Origin of the sequence: Brevibacillus sp. SAFN-007a (assembly GCF_051967035.1) — a bacterium.
Classification (GTDB): domain Bacteria; phylum Bacillota; class Bacilli; order Brevibacillales; family Brevibacillaceae; genus Brevibacillus.
Window position 1 is genome coordinate 124,698 of sequence record NZ_JBQCKK010000005.1, and the last position, 24,366, is coordinate 149,063.

Genomic DNA, 24,366 nt, shown 5'->3' on the forward strand with positions numbered 1-24,366 from the left:
GGTCGGACCTTTACGTCTTCTCACGTGTTTGCTCCATACTATGCCATCGCCCAGATCAGCGTGACAATCGCCCATTCGATCATTTTTTTCCGGAGACTTCCTGCAAGACGCGGACGATTTCGGTAGCGGCTTTCGGCATTCCCAGCGACAGGGCGTTCTCTTTCATTTGCTCCCACAGCTCATCGCTGTGCAGTAGGCTTTCCACATCGTGAAGCAGGCGCTCTCCTGTCAGCTCCTTCTCCACAATCACCCGTGCTGCACCTGCACGCTCCAGGCCGCGCGCATTTTTCTCCTGATGGTTGTTCGTCACGTACGGAGACGGAATCAAAATCGAAGGAACGCCAAGAGCCGTCACTTCTGCCAGGGTAGAGGCACCTGCACGTCCGACCAGTATATGTGTCGCCGCCAAAACGTCCGGCATGTTATGGACGAAGGGAAGCACGGAAATGTTCTCGGGAAGCTTCCCTTTTGCGGCAAGCTCGCCGGAGATTTTTTCGAAGTGAACCTCTCCGGTTACGTATACAAAATGAGTATCGGCATAGTTGCCCAATCGGGTCACAACGGAAAGCACCGCTTCATTGATCGCCCTCGCTCCGCGGCTGCCGCCGAAGATCAGGACGATCCGCTTGCCGCCGTCTACTCCCAAAAAGCTTCTTCCCGCCTGCGCATTGCCGTGCATCACTTCTGTCGCGCGCGGGTTGCCGGTAAAGACGGTTTTGCCCTTGGGAAAATAGGCGAGCGATTCTGCAAACGACACCGCCACCCGCGTAGCCTGCCGTGACAAAAACTTGTTGGTCAGGCCCGGAACGACGTTTTGCTCGTGAATCAAGGTCGGGATACCCAATCGGGACGCGGCGTACACAACCGGGCCGCACACGTAGCCGCCCGTGCCCACGACGACATCCGGGCGAAAGTCGCGCAGCATCCGTTTTGCCTCGGAAACGGCCCGAACGAATTTCCACAAGGTCTTTACATTGTCCAGCGACAGCTTTCGCTTCAGCCCGCTGATCTCTACAGACTGGAACGGAATTTCCGTACGCGGCACAAGCTGCGCCTCCAGTCCTTTTTTACTGCCGATATACAAAAAGGCAGCCTGCGGTGTTTGGCGAGAAACTTCCCTCGCCACCGCAAGCGCCGGATAAATATGTCCACCTGTGCCACCGCCTGTCAAGACGACACGCATGCAATCACACCCTTTTTTCTACAGAGGAAAGAAAATGGCTCACGCGCGACTTTTCGTCGCATCCTTTTCCTGCTGAAAACTCATGATCGAGAAAAGCGAGAGATGTTCAAGAGGACGCCGACACCTGTGAGCATCAGTGTCAGGGATGATCCTCCGTAGCTTAGAAATGGCAGCGTAATTCCCGTAACCGGGAACATGCCCGTAACGACGCCGATGTTGATGACGACCTGAATGGCGATCATGCCGATGATCCCGAGCGCCAGGAGACTTCCGAACAGGTCTGGCGCGGTAATCGCGGTGCGCATCCCTCGCCACAACAGCAGAAGGAACAACAGCAGAATGAGCGTACCGCCGATGAACCCCAGCTCCTCGGCCACAATGGAAAAAATGAAGTCGTTGTACGGCTCCGGCAAGTATAAGTGCTTCTGTCTGCTTTGTCCCAATCCGAGGCCGAGCAGGCCGCCAGGGCCAATCGCATAGAGCGACTGAATGATTTGGTACCCGGTATTGAGCGGATCGGACCACGGGTCGAGGAAAGACGTAATCCGTTTGATCCGGTAAGGAGCCGACAGCACCAGCCCGATAAAGCCGGCGACGCCGATCATCCCTAATCCGACAAAGTGGCTGATTCGCGCTCCCGACGCAAAAATCATGACAACGGCCGTTCCCATCAGGACGGTCCCGGTGCCCAAATCCGGCTGGAGCATAATGAGCGCAAAGCAGACCAGCGGGATCGCCAGGGCAGGCATGAGCCCTTTACGGAACAGGACAATCTGTTTCTGGTTGTCCGATAGCCAGCGCGCCAGAAAAGCGACGACGCCCAGCTTGGCGAATTCGCCAGGCTGAATCCCGAAAGCCCCGAAGCCAAGCCAGCTTTTGGAGCCGTTCACTTCGATCCCGATCACGAGTACCAGGATCAACAAGCCGATACTTACGTAAAAGCCCGGCTTTGCCCATTGCTTCCACACCCAGTAATCAATGTTCATCGTAATGTACATCGAGGTAATGCCCAGCAGAGCAAAAATCAGCTGCCGCTTGGCAAAAAAGTACGGATCGGAAAAAGGCGGCTTCTGGGCGACAATCGCACTGGCGCTGTACACCATCACGATCCCAATTCCCAATAAAAAAAGTGTTGCAAAAATAATCATGAAGTCGGGGGCAGAGCGTACCTTGCTCATAGTGCCAGGTCATCCTTTCTCATGCCGTCCCGTATGGCGCTGGATTCATGAGGAGGCGGGACGTTATGCTAGGCTTGTTTTAAGTCTATGCACGCCGTCCTTAAACATGCTCCCCCGCACCTCAAACGAGGGGAACATATCCCAGCTCGCACACGCCGGGCTGAGCAACACCACATCTCCTGGTTGCGCTAATTGGGAAGCAGCTAGAACGGCTTTTTCCACAGTATCGACATGGATTCGCTCGTTAATCCCTGCTTCTTCCGCTCGCGCAAGCAAAATCGGTGCCGTCTGCCCGAGCGCGATCACCGCTTTGACCCGTTCTTTCATGACAGGCACAAGCTCCTGAAAATCGACGCCCCGATCCAGACCGCCGCAAATCCAGACAACCGGCTCCTGGCACGCCTGCAAGGCGCGGGAAGCCGCTTCCGGATTGGTCGCCTTGGAATCGTTGAAATACTTCACCCCGGCGATGGAATCGACGTATTCCATGCGATGCTCCACACCGGGAAACGTAGACAGCACCTGTACGATCGAGCCGGTATCGGCCCCTGCCAGCTTGGCGATGAGAATCGCCGCCAGGGCGTTGTCCACATGCGGAACAGTCATATCCGCTACCGAGATGATGTCCTCCGACGGGCCCTGTCCGTCTGTGAAACGAATCACGCCGTCCTGAACAAAAGCCCCTCTCGGAACCTGCCGGGTCTTGCTGAAATAGTACACCTGGGCAGGCAGCTCGCCGCATTTGGCGAGAACCTCCGGCTGGTCAAACGGCAGGATCGCGATATCGTCCGCGGTTTGATTGGCGAACATTTTCAGCTTCGCGTCCAAATACGCCTCCATCGTATGGTGGTAATCGAGATGAGCAGGATACAGATTGAGCAAAACACCGATGTGCGGGCGGAATTCCTGCGTCCCCATGAGCTGGAAGCTGCTCAACTCGGCCACGAGCCACTGATCCGAGCCTGCTTCTTCCGCCAGGCTGCACAAAACTGTGCCGATGTTGCCGCCCACAAGAACACCCAGCCCCGCTTCCTTGAGGATTTGTCCAACAAGCGTCGTCGTGGTGGTCTTACCGTTGGAGCCGGTAATGCCGATGATCGGTGCCTTGGCAATCCGGGAGGCTAGCTCTACCTCCGTCACCACAGGAATTCCCAGGGCGAGCGCCTGCTGCACAGGCGGCGCCTCATACGGAATCCCCGGATTTTTGACGACGAGCGCCACGCCCGGATGAAGCAAATCTTCCGGATGGTGGCCGCAAATGACGGGGATTCCGAGCGCCTCCAGTTCCTCGATACCCGTTGCTTCTTCGCGCGGCTTTTTATCGTTGACCACGACATGAGCGCCAAAGCGGTGCAGCAGTTTTGCCACTGCTACACCGCTTTTGGCCATTCCTAAAACGACGACGTGCTGATTTTGATAACGCATCATCTGATTGTCACCACCTCAAGGTATACGCCCAATCCGGCAAAAAACATGCCGACCAGCCAGAAGGTGACGACGACGCGCCACTCGGACCAGCCTGTCAGTTCAAAATGATGATGGAGCGGACTCATGCGGAAAATCCGTTTGCCGCGCGTCTTGAAAGAGACGACCTGCAAAATGACGGACAAGGTCTCCACGACGAACACGCCGCCGATAATCGCCAGCAAAAGCTCCGTCTTCGTCATGATGGCAATGCCGGCGAGCGCTCCGCCCAGGCCGAGCGAGCCTGTGTCTCCCATGAACACGCGGGCCGGATGCGCGTTGAAGACAAGGAAACCGAGGACCGCTCCGACAACTGCTGCGCTGAAAATCGCCGTGTCGTAGTCTTGCCCGAACCAGGCGATAATCGCATAGGCGCCAAAGGCGATAGCTCCGGTCCCTGCCAAAAGTCCGTCCAGGCCGTCTGTAATGTTCACGGCATTGGTCGTGCCGACGAGCAAAAACAGCAGGAACGGGAAGTAGAAATAGCCAAGCTCCAGCTTCCACGGCGTTCCGGGCAAATGCAGCGACGTATCATGCCCCATCATGAGCAGCAAGATATACGCGCCGATTGCCAGCACAATTTGACCGGCAAACTTCTCTTTGGCGGTCAAGCCGAGGTTGCGTTTTTTTCTGATTTTGATAAAGTCGTCCAAAAACCCGATCAAACCGTAGCCAAGCGTTACCAGCAACAGGAAGTAGATTTCCATGTTGGCATTGGCAAACTTCAACACGGTAAAGATGAGTGCCAAAAGGATGATGGTACCTCCCATCGTGGGAGTCCCAGCCTTCTTGTAATGCGATTGTGGTCCTTCCTCGCGAATGGCCTGCCCGAATTTCAGGCGGCGAAGGAAGGGAATAAACAATGGGCCAATCAGTACGGCAATGAGAAACGCGGCGACGATCGTGACGATTAGGACGTTGTCAGCGAACATGCCCGAGCCTCCTTTCTTTCGATGCCAATGTGTCGCATCTGTCTCTATTCTTGGTTGTACCGGGCAATCGCTTCCCGTGCGACTTCACGGTCGTCGAAGGGCAGTACGTGATCTTTGATGATTTGGTACGTCTCATGACCTTTTCCGGCGATCAGGATGACATCGTCAGCCTTTGCCAACGAGATGGCATGATGGATCGCTTCGCGGCGGTCCGTCACCGCCGTGTAGCGGGAAGCGTCCACATCGCGCACGCCCGCCAGCATGTCGTCGATAATCGCCTGCGGCTCTTCGGAGCGGGGATTATCTGAGGTGAAGACGGTCATATCCGCATACGCGGTGGCGATTTTGGCCATGATCGGGCGCTTCGTGCGATCGCGATCTCCGCCGCAGCCGACGATGCAGAAGACGTTGCCTTTGGCAAACTCCCTGATCGTCACCAAGGCGTTTTCCAGACTGTCCGGCGTATGCGAGTAATCCACCAGAACGGAGAACGGCTGTCCGGCATCGACCGACTCGAATCGTCCGTTCACGCCAGCGACCGCCTCCAGGCTGGCCTTGATGTCTTCGAGGCTCACCCCTTCTGCAAGCGTAACTGCGATCGCAGCCAATGCGTTGTACACATTGAACTTGCCCATCAGCTTCAGGTTGAGGCGAATCGTACCCGCAAAGGTTTCCGCTGTAAACGACGTTCCCTTGCTCGTAATTTCGATGTCTTTCGCACGCACGTCCGCCGGCTGGTCGATCCCGTACGTAAGGACGCGCGCAGGGGTCACCATCGCATACAGCTTCGACGCCTCGTCGTCTGCGTTCAGCACGGCTGTCTTCAGGCGGTTCGGGTCGTAGTGGTTCCCGAGCTGGGAAAACAGCAGCGACTTGGCATAGCGGTAGTTTTCCATCGTTTTATGGTAGTCGAGATGGTCCTGGGTCAAATTGGTGAAGACTGCGGTATGTATGTCGCAGCCGCGCACGCGTCCCTGCTCCAGCGCGTGGGAGGACACCTCGATAATCGCGTAGTCTGTATGGACGTCGCACATGCGACGGAAGCTTCTTTGCAGGTCCACGGCATCGGGCGTCGTGTTTTTCACTTCTTCCGTGACATCCCCGATCCGCATGTGGATCGTGCCGATCAAGCCTGTTTGCTTGCGCTGATCGCGCAGGATCTTGTCGATCAGATGAGTGGTGGTCGTCTTCCCGTTTGTGCCCGTCACCCCAATCACCTTTACCTCTCTTGTGGGCGATCCGAAAAAGCGATCAGCCAGCATAGCCATTGCCCGCCGGGTGTCCGGCACTCTGACAATAGTCGCTGGCACGTCCAGATCTTTTTCGGATAGCACGGCGACGGCGCCGTTTTTCACCGCCTGGGCCGCAAACGCATGACCGTCCACGGTATACCCCGTCAGACACACAAACAAGTAGCCGGGCTTCACCTGACGCGAGTCTGCTGTCAAACCCGCAATCTCCATACTGTCATCCCCCGAAACCTTCACGGGCAACAAAGGCATGAGCAGATCCCGTAGAAACATGAAACAGGCACCCCATTCTCCAACTAGTATAGACAGAAATTTGCCCTTTTTTACGAAAGGAAACCGATCCATTTCTGCGACAAACAAAGGCAGAGCGACTGTAGACAAGCCTACTTCCCTCCGCCTTCGAAATCTCATTTTATAGCTAATTGGTCAATTTGTCACCAAGATGTATGCGAATTTTTCCGCCCTCATTGATTTTCACGCCGGGTGCAGGCGACTGCTGAATCACATAGGTCCCTTTGCCCGAAACGACCAGCGGAAGCGTCTCATACGTCTGCACGACATCCTTCAGCGTCTGCCCGACCATATTCGGAACTTCGATTGGCTCGCGCTCGCCCAATGCCTTGTTGATTTCCTTGGCGATGCCGTCCTTGCGCTTGGGCACATTCAGATGCTGCAGGGAAGATTCGATAATGCTCTTGACGCTCGGCGCGGCAATCAGTCCGCCAAAAGCGAGCGCCTTGGGATTATCGACGGCGAAGTAGACGACGATTTGCGGATCGTCCGCCGGGGCAAAGCCGATAAAGGACACGATGTACTCTCCGTCCACGTAGCGGCCGTTTCTGACCTTCTGCGCGGTTCCCGTTTTTCCGCCGACCCGGTAGCCTTCAATATAGGCCTTATTTCCTGTTCCCTGGGCTACGACGCTCTCCAGCGCATACCGCACCTTTGCCGAGGTTTCCGGCGAAATGACCTGGCGCACCTCGGTCGGGAGCGTCCGCGCGACGATATCATGTGTGACGCTATCCCGCCATTCCTTGGCGACAAACGGCTTCATCAGCTTCCCGCCGTTGATGGCAGCGGAGACGGCGGCCATTTGCTGGATGGGCGTGACGGATACCCCTTGACCAAACGATGTCGTCCCAAGCTCGACAGGTCCGACACGGTTGAGATTGAACAAGAGTCCGTTCTCTTCTCCGATCAGGTCGATGCCTGTCTTTTGTCCAAAGCCGAATTTCTTGATGTAATCAAACAACCGCTCTTTTTGCAGACGCTGTCCCATTGTGACAAAGCCGGGGTTGCACGAGTTTTCCACGACCTCCAGCATCGTCTCCTGCCCGTGTCCCTGCCGCTTCCAGCAGCGCAGCCGCTTGCCTGCCACGGTGATGAAGCCGGGATCGTAGAAGCCTTCCTCCAGGGAGACGACGCCTTCGTTCAAGGCCGCAGCCAGCGTGACGATTTTGAAGGTCGAACCGGGTTCATATGTTTTCCAGATCGGCAAATTGCGGTTGTACACTTCCGTCGGATAGTTTTGATACTCGTCCGGCTGGAACGTCGGCCGACTGCCCATTCCCAAAATTTCTCCGGTCTTGGGATTCATCGCGATGGCGAGAACATCGTCCGGCTGATAGGCGACGACGGCCTGATCCAGCTCCCGCTCAATAAACGACTGGATCGCGCTGTCAATCGTCAGGTACATGTCCATCCCGCTCACAGGGGGGACATACTCTTCCGAACCCCCTGGCATGACCCGTCCTTTGGCATCGGACGGAAAGGAAATATGCCCCTCGGTTCCTTTCAAAAACGGATCGTAAATTTTTTCCAATCCGGTCAAGCCCTGATTGTCGATCCCGGTAAAGCCGAGAATATGCGCAGCCATACTCCCGTTGGGATAAAAGCGCTTGGTGTCCCCGGCCAAATAAATCCCCGGCAGGTTCAGCTCCTGAATCTTCCGCGCTTTTTCAATCGGCAGCTTTTTTCCGCCCGGAATCTTGTCGTTGCTCATCTGTTTTTTGGTAATGGCCTGGTAGACGTCCTCTTCTTTTTGCTCCAAAATGATCGCGAGCTGCCGGGCCGTCTCCTTCGGGTCCTTGATTTGCGCGGGGACAGCCACTACCGTCGGCACGGTCATGTTGGACACCAGCTCGTTGCCGTTCCGATCCAGGATTCGGCCGCGATTGGGCTTGAAGTCGATTTCCCGATTCAGCAGTTGGTCAGCCATCTGCGCAAGCTGCGGTCCTTCGATCAACTGCACATACCCGAGCCGGGTGATGAGCGCCGTGTACAGGACAATGCCGATGACCAGCGAGATAAAAATACGACGGCGTACAGTAGCATTGGATACCCGCAAAGCGAGTCCCCCCTCGAATAGGTTGTCTCTTCCTTACCTTATTCGTCGGGGGGACGGGATAGAACTATGGGGTTGTGCTTGTTTGGTTGGCTTCTGTATCCGCTGGCGGGGCATTCTGATTCGAATTCGCCCCTTCCTGCTGGCCTGCGGATGGTCCGGTTGACTGTTCAGCCGAATTCGTCTGCGTCCCTGCTCCGGGGGGAGGAACGGTTCCAGACGACGCTGTTCCTTCCCCGGCAGGAGGAGTCGGCGGCGGTGCTGCCGGCTGCGATTCCGACTGCAACGTAATCTGGAGCTTTTCCTTGCCGTTCAGCGCGGTCCCCGGCGCAATGCTCTGCTGTACGACAAAGCCTGTGCCGGTAGCGCGCACATCGATGTCGAGCAGCGAAGCAAATTCCATGACCTCTCTGAGCGACTTCCCTTTAAAATCAGGCATTTTGGCACCCGTCAAACGGTCTGTCACCAAAATGATCTGCTTGCCAGCGACGATCTGTTCGTAGGCAGCGGGGTACTGCTCCACGATCTTGGTCCCGGTTCCGAGTACCGTTACGGTCAAATTGTCCTGCTTGGCTCGCAGCTGCGCCGCTGTCGTGGACATGCCCACGAACTTGGGCAGCGTCTGGCTCGCAGCCGGTTGAACGGCCAGCACCTGCTCCTGTGCGGGCTTGTCCCCGTTGCCTTTGCCACTGTCGGCGCTTACGCGGGACAAATCAGGCTGCTGCTGCAAGTATTGCAGGCTGCGCTCCATAATCGACTTGAACATCGGCGCGATCATCATTTTTCCCCAGTACGCGTACCATTCTTTCGTATCGGGATCGTCAATCACGACGTAGACGAGCAGGCGCGGATTGTCTTTCGGCGCAAAGCCGATAAACGAAGCGATATAGTGCCCGTCCATGATCTTGCCGGTGTTCGGGTCGTATTTTTGCGCGGTACCGGTTTTCCCGGCGACGTGGTAGCCGTCGATGGCGTACAGCCTCCCTGTTCCGTGTTCGCCTGTCACGACCGTTTCCAAAATGTCGCGGGTTTTCTTCGCCGTCGCCTCCGAGACGACCCTTCTCACGACTTCGCGCTCGCTGCGCTTCACGACCGCTCCCGTATGCGGGTCGCGCATTTCCTTGACGATATGCGGCTTCAACAGCTCGCCGCCATTGGCGATGGCGCCTACAGCCATCACCTGCTGAATCGCCGTAACCGTCACCCCTTGTCCGAACGTCGTTGCGGCCCAGTCACGGGGGGACTGCGGTTTTTCCAGGTTAATCAGGTTCCCTTCTTTTTCGTAAGGAAGCTCGATCCCCGTCAGAGAACCCATCCCGAACTTTTTGATGTACGCTCTGAGCTTTTCCAGCTTCAGGCGCTCGTAGCCGAGCTTCGCGAACATCACGTTACTGGAGCGTTGCACCCCTTCGAGAAACGAGATTCGGCCCCAGCCTACCCCGTTGTTGTGGTCGCGGATTGGCACTTGTCCCTTGATCGTGTACTTCCCGGAGTCGTACATTTCATTCTGGTTGAACAGCCCTTCCTCAATCGCAGCGGCCAGCGTAATGATCTTGAACGTGGACCCAGGCTCGAACATGGACGTGATCGCGTGGTTCGTATAGTTTGAAATCCCGTTATAGTATGTATTGGGATTAAATTGCGAACGATTGCCCATCGCCAAAACTTCGCCCGTCTGCGGATCGGTTACGATGACCGTCATCCCTTTTGGCTTGTATTGCCGGTCCACGACATCCAGCGCTTGCTCGACGTAATCCTGGATTTGCCTGTCGATGGTCAGATAGATGTCGTAGCCGTCTTTGGCCGGGATGTATTCGCCTTCCCCGTCCGGCAACTGGTAACCGGCTCCGTCTCGTTTATACTGCATCTGGCCCTTTTCTCCGGCCAGCTCCTTGTTGAGTTGCAGCTCGATGCCCATTTTCGGCTCATCGTACAGGTCGAGATATCCGATCACGTGCGAGGCAAAGCTGTTGTTCGGGTACACGCGTCTTGTCGTTTCATTGAGAAAAATCCCCGGAAGCTGATTTTCTTCCACCTGCTGACCGCTTGCCAGCTTCGGATATTGCAACTCCAAAATCCGTTTTTTCTGCTCTTCGCTGATTTTCCTTCCGTAGCGGCCCAATTCCACCACCTTGTTCGGCTTGGTCAGCATCTTTACCAATTCAGGCACCGGAGCGTTGAGAATGGGGGCAAGAATGTTGGCGGTATAGTAAGGGTCTTTGACGACGTCCTGATCTTTCTCGTCACGCCCCTTCAGCCTGGCGTTCACGGTGTATGCCTTGCCTTCGAAAGCCAGGATTTCGCCGTTTCGGTCCTTGATGGCACCACGCGTCGGCTGGAGCGTCCGCTCCCGGTCCCACTGCTCCTGCGCTTGTCCCATGATCCGCGCTGCGTCTACCGTTTGAATCCAGTAGATCCGAATGCTCAAGCCGGAAAAAATCAAAATCAGGCATAATGCACATACGAGAATGCGCCAATTCACGAGTCGTTTCGTATCCATGTCCACTCACTCCATCACGTCAATGATCGCCTTGCCTGAACAGGCTCGGACAGTCAAACGTAAGAAAAAAATGTTACCGCACAATGGACGCAGTAACATTGATTCTAAGGCTGGTTTGGCTGTTGTTGTTGAATCGAACTCGCCTTTACTTTCCCCTGACCAATCGTATGTACGGCATTCGCGTTGTACACCATGCCTTGTCGCTCGGCTTCTCTCTGGATGCGATCGCGATTGCTCAACTGCTCGATCTGAAGCTTCAGTGTGGCGTTTTTCTCGGCAAGCAGGCGGTTTTCTTTTTTCGTGCTCTGGATTTCGTAATTCATCTGGGAAATTTGCGAGTATCTTACCCCGACCATCCCCAGGCCGATCACCGTCAACGAGATAAACAAGAGATAGAGCAATTTTTCGCCTGTCGGAATGGTTGGTTTGATTCGAATCGTTCGTTTGGTCGTTTTGGTGACGGAACGGGACTGCTTCTCCAGTTCCATTGCCAGATTCCCTTGATAGTAGTAGCTCAACGCTTTCTCACCCCTTCTTCCTCCGTGCCGTTCTTCCTCTACACCTTTTCGGCGATCCGCAGCTTCGCAGAACGCGCCCGCGGATTGGCTGCCAGCTCCGCTTCGGACGGCAAAATCGGCTTGCGCGTGATCACTTTGACAATCGCTTCATTCCCGCAGGTGCAGATCGGAAACGCCGGCGGGCACGTGCAGCCCTTGGAATAGTCCTGATACACCTGCTTGCAAATCCGGTCCTCCAGCGAGTGAAACGTAATGACACTCACGCGGCCAGCCGGATTCAAGAGGTCAATCGCATCGGCAACAGCCTCTTTGAATGCATCCAGTTCATCGTTGACGGCAATCCGAATCGCCTGAAACGTCCGCTTCGCCGGGTGTCCCCCTGTGCGCCGCGCCGCCGCCGGAATTCCTTCCTTAATCAGCTCGACCAGCTCGCCTGTTGTCCGGATCGGCTGTTTTTTGCGCTGCTGCACTATTTGCCGGGCAATTCGCCGGGAAAATTTCTCTTCTCCGTACAGCCAGATGATCCGGGCAATCTCTTCTTCGTCCCACTCGTTGACGATCTCGTAGGCAGAGAGCGGCGCTTGCTGATCCATCCTCATATCGAGCGGCGCATCGGCATTGTAGCTGAAACCGCGTTCGCCTTCGTCCAGTTGCGGGGAAGACACCCCCAGATCAAACAAAACTCCATCTACACCTGTAAGCCCCAAATCTTTGACAATCTCTTTCAAATGGCGAAAATTGCTTTTGACCAGTGTGACCCTATCCAGATAGGGTGCCAGTCTTTCCCGGGCATTGTCGTGCGCCCAGTCATCCTGATCGATCGCAATGAGGCGGCCACCCTCGGTCAAACGGGAGGCAATCAGGCTGCTGTGTCCCGCTCCGCCGAGCGTGCAGTCCACATAAATGCCTCCAGGCCGAATGTTCAGGCCGTCTACAGCCTCATCCCTCAGTACGGTTACGTGATGAAACGACAATGTCGTCACTCCTGTTCTTCTCGCTGCTACAATGGAAAATCAACCAGTTTCTCCGCAATTTCCCCAAAAGAGCCTTCCGATTGGGCAAAATACTCTTCCCAACGTTCTTTGCTCCACACCTCTACACGGTTGGATACGCCAATAATGACACATTCCTTTTGCATGCCGGCATGCTCGCGCAGATTGGGCGGTATGTTTACCCTTCCCTGCTTGTCCCACTCGCATTCCGTTGCGCCGGAAAAGAAAAACCGTGTAAACGCGCGGGCATCCGCTTTTGTAAAGGGAAGCGTCTTGAGCTTTTCCTCCAGCTGCTTCCACTCTTCCATCGGATAGGCGAACAAGCATTGGTCAAGTCCGCGGGTAATGACAAAGGAAGCCCCCAGTCCTTCACGGAATTTGGCAGGGATCGTCAGGCGGCCTTTTTCATCGATGCTGTGCTGGTATTCCCCCATGAACACGCCCTGGTCCCCCACTTTCCTGTCTTTCGGCTCCACTTTCCCCCACTTTTCCCCACCTTGTTGCCTACTTGCTATTATAAAAAAAAATCCTGCGTTTGTAAGCAGGATTTTTTCGTTGATTTTTTTGCCGGGAAAGGACGGTTTTCGCGAGCTTATTCGACCCAGCTATCGAGATATGCTTTTTGCTCGTCGGTCAATTTGTCGATGCCGATGTTCAATGCTTCCAGCTTGTATTGGGCCACCATGGCATCCAGCTCGTAAGGCACGTTCAGGACTTTTTTGCCGATGTTTTTGTACTGTTCGTTGACATACGCCAAAGAAACAGCTTGCAGGGCAAAGGTCATGTCCATGATTTCCGCCGGATGGCCGTCGCCTGCTGCCAGGTTTACGAGGCGGCCTTCTGCCAGAAGGTACAGTTTTCGACCGTCTGCCATGACAAATTCTTCAATATCTTTGCGCACGATTCGTTTGGATGTCGACAGGGCGCCAAGATCCACCTTGTTTACTTCGACATCAAAGTGGCCCGCGTTGGACAGGATTGCGCCGTCTTTCATCACTTCAAAATGCTCTTTGCGGATGACGTCGCGGTTTCCGGTGACGGTTACGAAGTAGTCGCCGTACTTCGCCGCTTCGCTCATCGGCATTACTTCGAAGCCGTCCATGTACGCTTCTACCGCTTTGATTGCGTCGATTTCGGTTACGATGACCTTCGCGCCAAGACCTTTCGCGCGCATCGCCACCCCTTTGCCGCACCAGCCATAGCCGGCTACCACGACGGTTTTGCCTGCTACGACCAGGTTGGTGGTGCGGTTGATGCCGTCCCATACGGATTGGCCGGTACCGTAACGGTTGTCGAACAAATATTTGCAGAAAGCATCGTTCACCGCTACCATCGGGAACTCCAGCTTGCCTTCTTTTTCCAGCGCTTTCAGACGGAGGATACCTGTTGTGGTTTCTTCCGCGCCCCCGCGCACTTGCGACAGAAGATCGCGGCGCTCGCTGTGCAGGATGGTCACCAGGTCGCCGCCGTCGTCGATAATCAGGTCAGGGCGCGTTTCCAGCGTTTTAATCAGGTGCTCCTTGTACTCGGCTGGATCCGGATTGTACTTGGCAAAAACGCGAATGCCGTCTTCCACCAGCGCCGCGCAAATGTCGTCCTGCGTGGACAGCGGATTGGACCCTGTAATCGTTACTTCTGCGCCCCCGGCTTGCACGACTTTTGCCAGATACGCGGTTTTTGCTTCCAGGTGCAAGGAGATCGCCACTTTCAGGCCCGCAAACGGCTGCTCTTTTTCAAAACGCTCGCGAATGCGGTTGAGAACGGGCATGCGCTCTTTTACCCAGTCGATTTTCAAATGGCCGCTGTGGGCAAGCGACATGTCTTTTACAATGCTTTCAGAAACGGTGTTCATGTATGGGTAGACCTCCTTTTTCTCATAACACAATCCCTGTTTATCATATCATACGCACGTACAGCCATCATCTCTTTTTCCTGCTGCCCCCATTTTATGGCGCCAAACGGGGAACAGGCCGGGAAGAGGGCGCCGCTTCTGTCCGACAATCTCGCCTCGACGCTTTCTTTGTCAGAGAGCCTCCGCTTGGACGGCCGCAAAGGCTTTTTCGGGGGCGCCTGCCTGCTGCTGTCCGGCTGTTGTCGTCAACAGCTCCAGAAAACGCAGCAACGCTTGCGGCATCCATTTTTTCTTATGATAGACCAATTGGCGAAAAACACGCACGTCCGGATGGGAAAACGGCAAGATGGCAAGCGTGCCGTTTTTCGCTTCTTCGGCAACGGCGATGTAGGGAACGAGCGCAATCCCCAAATCATAGGCGACGCACTGCTTGATCGCCTCCAGGCTGCCGAACTCGGACGACGATTCGATCGTCGCTCCGGCGTCGCGCAGGACAGACTCCATGATCGAGCGGTAGCTGCATCCGGCTTCGGTAAAAATCCAGTTTGCTCCGGCAAAATCGCGCGCTTCGAGCTTTTCCACCCGGGCCAGCGGATGGTTGGGCGCGGCGATGATCACCAGCTTTTCTTCGCCGAGATTGATGTTCACCAGATCGGGATGATCCTGCAGCCAGTCGAGCACGAAGGCGAAGTCGTAGTGCCCCTCCTTGACGCCCTGACGCAGGTCGTGACAAATTCCCGGCTTCAGCAAAATGCGCACGCGCGGGTGTTCCGTGCGAAATGTCTGCAAAAAAGGCGGGAGGAAAAAAGCGGCGAGCGATTCCACCGTCCCGATGCGCAGAGTGCCCGCCAACTGCGCCTGCTCGGACAGGTTGGCTCTCGCTTCATCGAGCACCGCCAGCAGTTGCTCGCTGTAGGCGAGGAGTGCTTCTCCGGCGTGGGTCAGCCTGATTTTTCGTCCCCAGCGCTCAAATAGCGTCACTCCAAAATCCGACTCCAGATTCTGTATCTGTGTCGTCACGCTCGATTGCGCATAGCCCAGCACCTCTGCTGCGCGGGTAAAGCTTTGGCATTTGGCTACCTCGCGGAAGGTCAGCAAGTAACGCGTATCCAAAACGTCTCCCTCCCTTTCCATCGAAAAAACCGATCTTTATTATCTAATATTATAGATAACTCCGATGATTATGTCTATGCTACACTACCTCTACAAGAAACAGACTGCTACCTGCTAAAGAGAGGGAACATTCATGGAAAAAGCAACTGCGCAAACAACGGGCCTCGCCAAGACGTTGCGGCTGCCGCAAATCGTCGCCCTGTACATCGGGGCCGTCATCGGATCGGGCGTGCTGCTCATCCCCGGACTGGCCGCTGAAAAGGCCGGACCCGCCTCCATCCTCGCCTGGCTGGTCATGTCGATTCTCGTCTTGCCGATGGCGCTCACGATGGGGCTGCTCTCCGCCCGCTACCCAAGCGCTGGCGGCGTCTCCACCTTTGTCCGCACGGCTTACGGCGACCGCTTCGGCAACATCGTCGGCTGGTTCTTTCTATTATCTGTGCCCATCGGCGCCCCGATCCTCAGCGTGACCGGGGCCAATTATCTCGCGGTGCTGCTCGGCTGGGGCGACACGCAAATTTACGCGGCGGCTGCACTCATTTTGACCGCGGTGGTCATCATGAACGTGGTAGGGATGCACGTTGCCGCTCGCGTGCAAACAATTGTCGTCGCGCTCATCATCTCCATTTTGATCGTGGCCGTCGTCGCTGCGCTGCCGCACGCTTCCGCCGCTCACTTCACTCCGTTTGCCCCGAACGGCTGGCTCAGCGTCGTACAGGCGGCCGGGCTGTTATTCTGGTGTTTTATCGGCTGGGAGGCCGTTACGCATTTGTCGGAGGAATTCGTCGATCCGGCGAACAATGCCATTCGCGGTGTGCTGTGGAGCGCAGGAATCGTCGCGCTCTTGTACTTCGCCGTCGCCTTCATGACGGTGGCCACTCACAGCTATGGCGGCGGCATCTCGGCGGCAGCGCTCTCCGTCATGGTTCAGCTGTCGCTCGGACCTGTCGGCGGCTGGGTCGTAGCCGTGACCGCGCTGTTCATTTGCATCGCCACGGCAAACGCCTACATCGGAGCCGCGTCGCGAATCGCCTACGCGCTGGCGCAGGAAAAGATCGCGCCCCGCTGGTTCGGGCTGCTGCACGCGAAATACCGGACGCCGATCGGCGGGCTGTTGTTCCTCTCGCTCTGCTTTGTCGCCGTGCTTTCGGTTCTGTATACGGGACTGATTGACTTGGCCCGGCTGATCGAGCTGCCCAACGCCACCTTTTTTGCCACCTACATCGGCGGATGTCTTGCCGGAATCCGGCTGCTGCGCGGCCATCTCCTCGGGCAGCTGGCCTCCTGGACGTCGCTCGTGTTCACGGTCGCGCTTTATCCGTTCCTGGGCTGGTCCGCGCTCTACCCGCTCGTGATTGCCGCTGTCTTGCTGCTCTGGCAAAAGCGCACGGATAAACGCATGCTGATGTAGCATCGAGACAGGTCGTGCCTTCTTCCCCCCGGGAGACGCGCCTGTCTTTCTTTTGCGCTTGTCAACCGTTTGAGCCTCACGTCCAAAAGCGTGCGAACCGTCACTGGTACCCGCCCGCTTTTTTCTTTTGGAGGCAGAAGCGCCTTCCCGCTTATTATCTGGTACAATATTGGATAAAGAGCGGCACAGGCCAAGGAAAGGTGGCGAATCATGAGGCAATTGTGGTTGTTCAGCTTGATGCTCCTGCTGTTTTTGGCAGGATGCGGGAAACCGGAAGCGGAAGTCCGCCGAAAGAGGTGGAAAAGCGCATGGAGGAGCAGCTTCACGTCGACATTGTCGTTCCGCCTGTGGAAAAGCTTGCGGTCAAATACGCCGAAATCCGCTACCCGTCAATCGTCAACCAGCAGCAGCTCGCCGGACCGTCTGTCGCCCGTATTGTGTACACCGATGAAAAAGGCGAGCTTCTGTCACTGACTGACGAGCAGCGTACCGAGATGCGAAACAGACAGCAGCGCGAAGTGTTTTACGGCGAATACGCTGGCAGGCCGGTCATCATCCTGGAAATACACACGATGAAAAATTCCCTCGCCGACGCGCAATCACAGTTCATCGAAGGAATGGCGGTCGAGTACGGGCAAAAGGAAACCGATTCAGGGACGTACGCCTTTTACAGCTTCCATTACGACGACACCGCTTATATGACCACCTTTTTGCTCCAAAACGGGATGACCACAGAAGCTGCCGTCGACTTCAACCGCAAGCTGATCCGCCTGCTCAAAGGCCAGGGGGAGTCGTAGCGCATGTGCCTAAAATCGCATCAAAAGCTGGATGCAAAGCACCCAGCTTTTTTGGTTACCCGCTATTCGTCTTTGCCGATCAACCGGAACGTCTTGCCGTCCAGAGACGAGAGGTAAAACGTCTTGTCGACGCTGCCGCCCAGCTCGCCCGCGTAGTATTGGACGGTCAGCCTGTACTTGTTCGTGCCGATTTTGGCGAAGTACAAAAGTTCATTGAATTGCGGAAAACGCACGAAGTCGTAAATCTCGTATTTCATGAACGAGAAGTGCTCCTGCAAAAAAGACTCGCTGACATTTCGCTTGTTTTGCTTCACATACGCGACGAGGTCGTCGTAGCGTCGGATTTTTTTCACGTCCATCACATCGCGGACAAACGCCGCAACGGCATCCGTCATCGCTGTTTTCTCGCTTTCCGTCACCTGTCCCGGGAACAGCTCTGCCCTTTTGCTGTCCAGGCGGGCCAGCAGCACGACGGCCTGCGCTCTCGTGATCGTGTCCTTTGGCCGGAACGTGCCGTCCGGATAGCCGAAGAGCAGCCCCATTTTGTACGCCGGATAGACGGTCATGACCTCATGCTCGTTTTCGGGCGACAAGTCGGAGAAAAACCGCGCCGTCGTTCCCCGGTATTTTTCGCCCTCGGACTGATGGCCGAGCGCTGCCAGCAGAAGGCGCGCCGCCTCCATTCGCGTCATCCCATCCGTCGGTTTGCCCGTCGTCATGATGCCCGCTGCCGCCAAGTGGCGATACGTTTGCTCCGACCAGCGGCCAGAGGCTTTCGCGATATACGTCTCCCGGACAAAAGCGTCCGGCTCATGTCCCTGGTAGGACGGAAGCACGCGCTCGACCAACGCAAGAAACTGCTCCTGTGTCACGGTTTTCTCCGGCTGAAACGTCCCGTCGGGGAAGCCTTGAATCAACCCGTTTCTGGCGGCCAGCTCCATCTCCTTGGCCGCCCAGTGCCCTTTTATGTCCAGGAAGGAGCCTGTAGAAGCGACAGCCACTTCCTGCTTCGCCTGGGCCTGGGCCTGATTCCATTCGCCCAGCGCTGTGCCTGTCCATGCGATCGACAGGACAAGCGTCCATACAGTGGTTATTTTTCCGAATCGTCGCGATTGGATCTGCATTTTGCCCACCGCCTTTTCTCACGGGAATTCCGTTATCCGTAGGACGCAAAATTTGTCGGAAAAGTTTCGCCATCCGGGGAAGAAATGGTTTCCATTTTCCAGACCAGCCAGAAATCGCGGCTGCGCCAAGCCTTTTTGGGCGAATCCTTCGCGGCTGGTCCTACACGAAAACAAGCCGACCGTTCGTCCGGGACGACCAGCCGACTTGTTGTTTCTTTTTCATCGTCTGCGTTCTTGGGCGTTACAGGAAAAAGACCTGATGCGTGCCATCGTGTGCAAACGGGGCTTCGACCAGACGATCGATCAATTCCAGCCCGTACTTGTTTGCGAAGGAGAAAAAACAGAGCTTGCGTTCCTGCAGGCCGCCCTCCGGCAAAAGCATCGTCTCGATCCGCTTGATCCGGTTGTAGGCGACATCTTCTTTTTGCTGCAAGGAACGAATCAGCCGCTCCTCCAAAAAGGCCACCTGCTCAAGCAAGAGCGTACTGTTCTTTTCCGCCAGGCCGCGCAATCCCGGCTCCAGACGGATTACCTCTTCCACCAGCGGACGATACATGGCTTGAATCGACTCGCGCACGCTGGCAAATCGCTCATGCAGCGGATGCGGCCCTTGCTTCTTCTCCCACTCGGCTTTCCAGCCCGCGAAGTCGGTCAGCACCTGCTCGATCGAAAGCTCCAGACTCTCCAGCAAGCGCAGGTGAGCGCCTTCCACGAGGGTGATCGACATGCGCGGCAAAACAATCGGCATCTGCATCCCGAACCATTCAAAGACTTCGCGGTAATACGCCCAATAAGCGATCTCCCCCGGCCCCCCTATGAAAGCCAGGGTCGGAAACAAATGCTCTTGCATCAGACCGCGCGTCACGACATTGGCGCTGAATCGCTCGGGCTGCTCCTCGACCAGTCGCAGCAATTCCTCGCGACTGTAAGAGCGCCGTCTGTTGACAAAGCGGTCCTGGTGTCTTGCTAGCAACAGCCGCTCTTCTCCTTCGTAGATAAACAGGTTGGCCTGCTGCTCGTCTACTTCAAGCTGCAGCGGATATCCGGCCGATGCGATTCGGTCTTTGGCCTGCACCAGCAGGTGGGCCATCTGCTCATTTTTCTCGATCACCTGCTGAAACACGGGGCGTTCCAGCCTTCGCACGAACGGCAGCGATGATTCGACGAGGATCAGCCCATGCTTGCCGAACAGCCGGGCCAGAAGACGAGCAAACCAGTCCGCTACCGTCGCCGAGCTTTTCGCTGTTTGCGTCAGCAAGTCCCGAATGGTTTTCGTTTCTGCTGTTTCGGGGTGTTCCTGGAAAAAGCTTTCCAGGAACTGTCTACACACCTCTTCTTCCAACGCCAGCTTGCTTGCCGACATGCGCCCTTTTTTTCGCAGCTTTAGCCGTTCCTTGTGCAGGCGGGTATCGCCATCCGTCGCCCAGTACACATGATCGATCTCATCGATGTCATGGTCTTCTCCCGCGATCCAAAAGACGGGGACGACGTTGGTTTGCAGCTCGGCCGACAGCTTTCGCGCCGCCTGAATCAAATGGATGGCTTTGTTGATCGTATACAGCGGACCTGTCAGCACTCCTGCCTGCTGGCCGCCGATGACGACATATGTATCCGGTTGCTTCAGAAGCTCGATATTTTTCAGCGCTTCGGGGTGAGTTCCTATTCCTTCATTAAAGTTATGTAAACCTTCCGCCAGTTGGTTTCGGTCGAAGGTTTGCGCGGAGAGCCACTTCAACCGTTCCCGGTAGGACTGATCTTGGTAGGGATGATGCGCGAATAAAGACAAGACAAATTCGTTTTGCTGCTGGTACTCTCGCGCCAGCCGATTTGCCAATGGCAGCGCAACGCTTTCAACATTCATGCTAGCTCACCTTTCTTGGGGCGATGGTCACTGCAAATTATACCACGCCAGCCATCCACAAAAAACAAGACAACCCGCCGAAATGGGTTGTCAAAGTGTCGCGCTGCTTTTTTTCTTAAAATTGAGGCGGCGTGACCGACCAGATCAGCACGGCCTCCACCTCGCCGGTATTTTCAATCTCGTGCGACTTGCTGCTGTCAAACGAGATGCTGTCGCCTGTCTCCAGTACGTGCTCCTCATCGTTGAACCGCGCTGTTACGCTTCCCGCAATCACTGTGAAGCACTCCTCGCCTTCGGTCTGGACGAATTTGTCCTTGACCACTTCTCCCGGCATCAGACGGACCTCCAGCATGCCCAGCTTGGCGCTCCCTCCCATGGAGAGCAGCGAATACGTGCCTGTCGATTCGGGAAAAACCAGTTGTCTGCGCTTTTGCTGACGTGTCACGTGTACTTGCTTTTGATCAATGTCTTCGAAAAAATGAATGATCGGGGACTCCAGCGCCTTTGTGATTTTCCACAGCGAGTCCAGCGAGGGCTGGGAAATTCCCCGCTCCACCTGACTGAGCAGCCCTTTGCTAAGCCCCGTTTTCCCTGCCATGATCTCCAACGTAAATCCACGTTCTTTTCGAATCATCCGAATCTTGTGTCCGATGCTCTCGATGGGAAGTCGCATAGTTCCAACCTTCTTTCTTATCGGAATAAATACGATATGTATAGCAGTGCGTTACACGACATCCATCGTCTTGATTATGCCAGTCGCAAACAGCACTATGTAGACAAGTCCAAACCAGAGAAACGACAACCGCCAAGCGGAAATTCCGACTTTTTTCAGGGAGAGTTTTCCTTTCAGCTTCACCTGGAGCCACCCCAACAGCACAATCGCTACCAGGAAAAAGCAGCTAACCCACCACCATGCTGACATTGCTTCTGGCCAGATGAGCGCGTAGGCGGAAACAGCGGAGCGAATCACCAAAAAATTCGTGATATTCACCGCCCAGCGACCTGCCAATCTCTTGTTCCGCTTCGCGATGTACACGATCGCATAGACCAGCGGAAATCCCAAGAATGGCACTACGGTCAGCGTCCCCCAAAAATAGGACCAGAAAGTTGTCCACATGGCCATCTACTGTCGCCTCCCCTCCTTCCCTCTTCCCATGCCTGATTTGAGCAACATAACGCGAAGCAAGGTTTCGTGCAACGGAGTAGGAATCCCGGCCTCTTTGCCCAATCGGACGAGATAGCTGTTGATGGATTGTACTTCCGTCGGTCTGTGCCGCTTCACATCCTGCAGCATGGAGGAAAGATTACGGGATGTATTTCGGCAAATGGTGACAATATCCTGCCAATCGGCTTCCCCGATTTTTTGTCCGGCGAATGCGGCTACCTGCGCGGCTTCCTCAAACAATTCGCGCATCAGCCCTTGTGGATACGGGCTGTCGAGGAGCGCCCCGTTCGGGATTTCAAACAAGGCCGTGAGCGGATTGATCAAGGCATTGGCGAGCAGCTTTCTCCACGCATGCGGTTCGATCGCTTTTTCATAGATCGCCGTCATCCCCGCAGCCGATGCCCCTTCGACAAAGGAAGCGATCACGGAATCTGTGCGGTCGCTCTCTTGCCAGGGTCCGACGCGCAAGGTGCCCGTCCCGGTATGCTCCACTTCCGTCGGAGAATGCCTCCTGGCTCCTTCCGTATGGATGGCGAAAAAGCATTGCGAATCCGCCAGCACATCGGCGAGCAGCTCCTGGTGCCCCATCCCGTTTTGCAGCGCGATGACACGCGCAGAACGGTTCAATCCGGCAAGCGCCGGGAGTAGCGCGGGCAAATCAGGCTGTTTGACGGCGAGCAGGTACAAATCTCCCGCTGGCAAGCCGGCTTCGATTGGTTGGGCAGGTACCGTCACCTTCGTTTTTTGGCCGTCCAGGCTCGTAAACCACAGTCCTTGTTCCCTGAGTTGATTCGCCTGTAGTGAACTGCGCGTGACGACGGTCACAGACTGTCCAGCGAGCGCAAGCCTTGCTGCATACAGCAAACCAACGGAACCGCCGCCCACCACGACTACTTGCAAATCGCTTGTTACTGGCTGCATTTGTTCACCTACATTAATCAATACTTATTTTATAAGGATAGCAGAGTTTAGGAGATTGTTCAATTGATTGGAACAAAAAAGATCGCAATTATCGAAAAATTCCCTGTTGCTTCTTTTGCTTGCATGGATACTGGATAAGAATCTTATAAATTCTTGTCTGTACAAAAAAGACTGCCGCCCAAAGGCGACAGTCTACTGCTATTCCCTCTTATACAGGATACACCGGATGCTTGCGCTCGGAGAACACTTGCCGCTTGTGCTTGTAAATCTCGTAGCGGGCAATCAGGTCCTGGCGCAGGCTGCTCGGCGGAACGATCGCGTCGACGATCAGGTTGGAGGCCAACAGGTACAGATCGATGTCCTCTTGATACTCTTTGCGTTTTTCCTGAATGAACGCCTGGCGCTCTGCCGGATCTTCAATCGCCTGAATCTTGTTGCTGTAGACAGCATTTACGGCCGCTTCCGGACCCATCACCGCGATTTGCGCTCCCGGCAGGGCGATGCACGCGTCTGGCTCGAAGGCCGAGCTGGCCATCGCATACAACCCTGCTCCATACGCCTTGCGCACGATGACGGAAATTTTCGGCACGGTCGCTTCCGCCATCGCGGAGATCATTTTCGCCCCGTGACGGATGATGCCCGCTCGCTCCACCGCTGTGCCAATCATGAAGCCCGGGACATCCGCGAGGAACAGAAGCGGAATGCCGAACGCATCGCACAGCGTAATAAACCGCGCCGCTTTGTCGGCCGAGTCGACGAACAAAACGCCGCCCTTCACCCGCGGCTGATTGGCGATAATGCCGATCGGCTTGCCGTCCAAACGGGCAAGACCTGTAATCAATTCCTGAGCAAACAGCTTTTTGATCTCGAAAAACGAGTCCGCATCGACCAATGCGTGAATGATGTCGTGCATGTTGAAGGGCGCGTTTTGATTTTCCGGCACAATGCTGGCAATGTCCTTGGCGGTTTCCACAGGGCCTTTGGCCTCTGCCAGCGGAGGCTGTTGCGTGTAGTTGGCCGGAAAGAAGCTCAGGTAGGTGCGCGCCGCCCGAATCGCTTCCTCTTCATTGGCGGCCAGCACGTCGCCGCAGCCGCTCACAGAGCAATGCATCCGGGCGCCGCCCAGCTCCTCCAGGGTCACCTTTTCCCCGATCACCATTTCGGCCATGCGCGGGGAGCCTAGGTACATGCTCGCGTTTTTGTCGACCATAATCACAATGTCGCAAAAGGCCGGGATGTACGCTCCGCCTGCCGCGGACGGACCGAACAGGATGCACACCTGCGGAATTTTTCCCGACAGCTTCACCTGATTGTAAAAAATCCGGCCTGCTCCCCGTCTGCCCGGAAACATTTCCAGCTGATCCGTGATCCGCGCCCCTGCGGAGTCCACCAGATAAATCAGCGGCACGCGCATTTTTTCTGCCGTTTCCTGAATGCGGATGATTTTTTCCACCGTCCGCGAACCCCAGGAGCCTGCCTTGACCGTAGAGTCGTTGGCCATGACGCATACGGTCTGACCGTTGACTTTTCCGATGGCGGTCACGACGCCGTCTGCCGGCAAATCTCCTGCCATGACATTGGCGAACAGTCCGTCCTCGACCATGAATTCATCGTCGAACAGCAGCTTGAGCCGATCGCGGACAAACAGCTTGTTTTGCTCCTTGAGCTTTTCGTGGTACTTGGCATCTCCGCCTTGCTGGATCTGCGCGATCTTTTCCTGCAATATCTCTTCCAAATGTTTGCTCATCGGCTTACTCCCCC

20 protein-coding genes are annotated in these 24,366 nt (G+C 55.7%); 2 read left to right on the top strand and 18 right to left on the bottom strand.

Annotation, left to right across the window (positions count from 1 at the left end):
* Nucleotides 1-79 precede the first annotated feature (79 nt).
* From murG to ACTHO6_RS08590, 12 genes are all read right to left on the bottom strand, one after another.
* The gene (gene murG, locus ACTHO6_RS08535) at nucleotides 80-1,183 is read right to left on the bottom strand and encodes an undecaprenyldiphospho-muramoylpentapeptide beta-N-acetylglucosaminyltransferase (protein WP_440241118.1); all 1,104 of its coding nucleotides are present in this window, start codon (nucleotides 1,181-1,183) and stop codon (nucleotides 80-82) included.
* An 80-nt stretch (nucleotides 1,184-1,263) separates the two neighbouring features.
* Nucleotides 1,264-2,361 carry a stage V sporulation protein E gene (gene spoVE / locus ACTHO6_RS08540; RefSeq protein WP_440241119.1) on the bottom strand — a complete coding sequence of 366 codons (1,098 nt, stop codon included), beginning with the start codon at nucleotides 2,359-2,361 and terminating at the stop codon, nucleotides 1,264-1,266.
* 63 nt (nucleotides 2,362-2,424) lie between these two features.
* A complete protein-coding gene (gene murD, locus ACTHO6_RS08545) occupies nucleotides 2,425-3,789 on the bottom strand; it encodes a UDP-N-acetylmuramoyl-L-alanine--D-glutamate ligase (protein ID WP_440241120.1) in 1,365 nt (454 codons plus the stop codon).
* Nucleotides 3,786-4,757 (bottom strand): phospho-N-acetylmuramoyl-pentapeptide-transferase, encoded by a 972-nt coding sequence (gene mraY / locus ACTHO6_RS08550; protein WP_440241121.1) that lies wholly within the window; start codon nucleotides 4,755-4,757, stop codon nucleotides 3,786-3,788. The genes murD and mraY overlap by 4 nt, the downstream gene beginning before the upstream one ends.
* Before the next feature lie 44 nt (nucleotides 4,758-4,801).
* Complete coding sequence (locus ACTHO6_RS08555; RefSeq protein ID WP_440241122.1) at nucleotides 4,802-6,280, bottom strand: UDP-N-acetylmuramoyl-L-alanyl-D-glutamate--2,6-diaminopimelate ligase; 1,479 nt, start codon at nucleotides 6,278-6,280, stop codon at nucleotides 4,802-4,804.
* Between the two features lie 145 nt (nucleotides 6,281-6,425).
* The gene (locus ACTHO6_RS08560) at nucleotides 6,426-8,354 is read right to left on the bottom strand and encodes a stage V sporulation protein D (protein ID WP_440241123.1); all 1,929 of its coding nucleotides are present in this window, start codon (nucleotides 8,352-8,354) and stop codon (nucleotides 6,426-6,428) included.
* Between the two features lie 64 nt (nucleotides 8,355-8,418).
* On the bottom strand, nucleotides 8,419-10,851 hold the full coding sequence (locus tag ACTHO6_RS08565) for a penicillin-binding protein (protein WP_440241124.1): 2,433 nt from the start codon (nucleotides 10,849-10,851) through the stop codon (nucleotides 8,419-8,421).
* Between the two features lie 104 nt (nucleotides 10,852-10,955).
* Nucleotides 10,956-11,369, bottom strand: a complete 414-nt coding sequence (gene ftsL / locus ACTHO6_RS08570) for a cell division protein FtsL (RefSeq protein ID WP_440241125.1) — start codon at nucleotides 11,367-11,369, stop codon at nucleotides 10,956-10,958.
* A gap of 38 nt (nucleotides 11,370-11,407) precedes the next feature.
* Entirely contained in the window at nucleotides 11,408-12,352 is a 945-nt protein-coding gene (rsmH, locus tag ACTHO6_RS08575; RefSeq protein WP_440241126.1) for a 16S rRNA (cytosine(1402)-N(4))-methyltransferase RsmH, read from the bottom strand.
* A gap of 17 nt (nucleotides 12,353-12,369) precedes the next feature.
* Nucleotides 12,370-12,801 (bottom strand): division/cell wall cluster transcriptional repressor MraZ, encoded by a 432-nt coding sequence (gene mraZ, locus ACTHO6_RS08580; protein ID WP_440241127.1) that lies wholly within the window; start codon nucleotides 12,799-12,801, stop codon nucleotides 12,370-12,372.
* A 152-nt stretch (nucleotides 12,802-12,953) separates the two neighbouring features.
* Nucleotides 12,954-14,213 (bottom strand): adenosylhomocysteinase, encoded by a 1,260-nt coding sequence (locus ACTHO6_RS08585; RefSeq protein WP_440241128.1) that lies wholly within the window; start codon nucleotides 14,211-14,213, stop codon nucleotides 12,954-12,956.
* Nucleotides 14,214-14,384: 171 nt separating this feature from the next.
* Nucleotides 14,385-15,326 (bottom strand): LysR family transcriptional regulator, encoded by a 942-nt coding sequence (locus tag ACTHO6_RS08590; RefSeq protein WP_440241129.1) that lies wholly within the window; start codon nucleotides 15,324-15,326, stop codon nucleotides 14,385-14,387.
* Nucleotides 15,327-15,459: 133 nt separating this feature from the next.
* On the opposite strand from ACTHO6_RS08590, the gene ACTHO6_RS08595 reads away from it, so the two are divergent.
* Together ACTHO6_RS08595 and ACTHO6_RS08600 are read left to right on the top strand one after the other, a co-directional pair.
* On the top strand, nucleotides 15,460-16,737 hold the full coding sequence (locus tag ACTHO6_RS08595; RefSeq protein WP_440241130.1) for an APC family permease: 1,278 nt from the start codon (nucleotides 15,460-15,462) through the stop codon (nucleotides 16,735-16,737).
* Between the two features lie 308 nt (nucleotides 16,738-17,045).
* Nucleotides 17,046-17,534 (top strand): hypothetical protein, encoded by a 489-nt coding sequence (locus ACTHO6_RS08600; protein ID WP_440241131.1) that lies wholly within the window; start codon nucleotides 17,046-17,048, stop codon nucleotides 17,532-17,534.
* Nucleotides 17,535-17,596: 62 nt separating this feature from the next.
* Here ACTHO6_RS08600 and ACTHO6_RS08605 read toward each other — a convergent pair whose 3' ends face one another.
* The 6 genes from ACTHO6_RS08605 to ACTHO6_RS08630 all read right to left on the bottom strand — a co-directional run bounded on the left by ACTHO6_RS08605 (nucleotide 17,597) and on the right by ACTHO6_RS08630 (nucleotide 24,352).
* Entirely contained in the window at nucleotides 17,597-18,658 is a 1,062-nt protein-coding gene (locus tag ACTHO6_RS08605; RefSeq protein ID WP_440241132.1) for an S-layer homology domain-containing protein, read from the bottom strand.
* 241 nt (nucleotides 18,659-18,899) lie between these two features.
* Nucleotides 18,900-20,519: a bacillithiol biosynthesis cysteine-adding enzyme BshC gene (gene bshC, locus ACTHO6_RS08610; protein ID WP_440241133.1), complete on the bottom strand. Its 1,620-nt coding sequence runs from the start codon at nucleotides 20,517-20,519 to the stop codon at nucleotides 18,900-18,902.
* A gap of 115 nt (nucleotides 20,520-20,634) precedes the next feature.
* On the bottom strand, nucleotides 20,635-21,192 hold the full coding sequence (locus tag ACTHO6_RS08615) for a helix-turn-helix domain-containing protein (protein ID WP_440241134.1): 558 nt from the start codon (nucleotides 21,190-21,192) through the stop codon (nucleotides 20,635-20,637).
* A gap of 51 nt (nucleotides 21,193-21,243) precedes the next feature.
* Complete coding sequence (locus ACTHO6_RS08620) at nucleotides 21,244-21,642, bottom strand: DUF3397 family protein (protein ID WP_440241135.1); 399 nt, start codon at nucleotides 21,640-21,642, stop codon at nucleotides 21,244-21,246.
* Nucleotides 21,643-22,605: a ketopantoate reductase family protein gene (locus ACTHO6_RS08625; protein ID WP_440241136.1), complete on the bottom strand. Its 963-nt coding sequence runs from the start codon at nucleotides 22,603-22,605 to the stop codon at nucleotides 21,643-21,645.
* Nucleotides 22,606-22,813: 208 nt separating this feature from the next.
* A complete protein-coding gene (locus ACTHO6_RS08630; RefSeq protein ID WP_440241137.1) occupies nucleotides 22,814-24,352 on the bottom strand; it encodes an acyl-CoA carboxylase subunit beta in 1,539 nt (512 codons plus the stop codon).
* Nucleotides 24,353-24,366: the final 14 nt, after the last annotated feature.

What these genes read in the sequence shown, in the direction of transcription:
- murG (WP_440241118.1), bottom strand. Translation starts at nt 1,183, where the DNA reads ATGCGTGTCGTCTTGACAGGCGGTGGCACAGGTGGACATATTTATCCG.
- spoVE (WP_440241119.1), bottom strand. Translation starts at nt 2,361, where the DNA reads ATGAGCAAGGTACGCTCTGCCCCCGACTTCATGATTATTTTTGCAACA.
- murD (WP_440241120.1), bottom strand. Translation starts at nt 3,789, where the DNA reads ATGATGCGTTATCAAAATCAGCACGTCGTCGTTTTAGGAATGGCCAAA.
- mraY (WP_440241121.1), bottom strand. Translation starts at nt 4,757, where the DNA reads ATGTTCGCTGACAACGTCCTAATCGTCACGATCGTCGCCGCGTTTCTC.
- ACTHO6_RS08555 (WP_440241122.1), bottom strand. Translation starts at nt 6,280, where the DNA reads ATGTTTCTACGGGATCTGCTCATGCCTTTGTTGCCCGTGAAGGTTTCG.
- ACTHO6_RS08565 (WP_440241124.1), bottom strand. Translation starts at nt 10,851, where the DNA reads ATGGATACGAAACGACTCGTGAATTGGCGCATTCTCGTATGTGCATTA.
- ACTHO6_RS08585 (WP_440241128.1), bottom strand. Translation starts at nt 14,213, where the DNA reads ATGAACACCGTTTCTGAAAGCATTGTAAAAGACATGTCGCTTGCCCAC.
- ACTHO6_RS08595 (WP_440241130.1), top strand. Translation starts at nt 15,460, where the DNA reads ATGGAAAAAGCAACTGCGCAAACAACGGGCCTCGCCAAGACGTTGCGG.
- ACTHO6_RS08600 (WP_440241131.1), top strand. Translation starts at nt 17,046, where the DNA reads ATGGAGGAGCAGCTTCACGTCGACATTGTCGTTCCGCCTGTGGAAAAG.
- ACTHO6_RS08605 (WP_440241132.1), bottom strand. Translation starts at nt 18,658, where the DNA reads ATGCAGATCCAATCGCGACGATTCGGAAAAATAACCACTGTATGGACG.
- bshC (WP_440241133.1), bottom strand. Translation starts at nt 20,519, where the DNA reads ATGAATGTTGAAAGCGTTGCGCTGCCATTGGCAAATCGGCTGGCGCGA.
- ACTHO6_RS08615 (WP_440241134.1), bottom strand. Translation starts at nt 21,192, where the DNA reads ATGCGACTTCCCATCGAGAGCATCGGACACAAGATTCGGATGATTCGA.
- ACTHO6_RS08620 (WP_440241135.1), bottom strand. Translation starts at nt 21,642, where the DNA reads ATGGCCATGTGGACAACTTTCTGGTCCTATTTTTGGGGGACGCTGACC.
- ACTHO6_RS08625 (WP_440241136.1), bottom strand. Translation starts at nt 22,605, where the DNA reads ATGCAGCCAGTAACAAGCGATTTGCAAGTAGTCGTGGTGGGCGGCGGT.
- ACTHO6_RS08630 (WP_440241137.1), bottom strand. Translation starts at nt 24,352, where the DNA reads ATGAGCAAACATTTGGAAGAGATATTGCAGGAAAAGATCGCGCAGATC.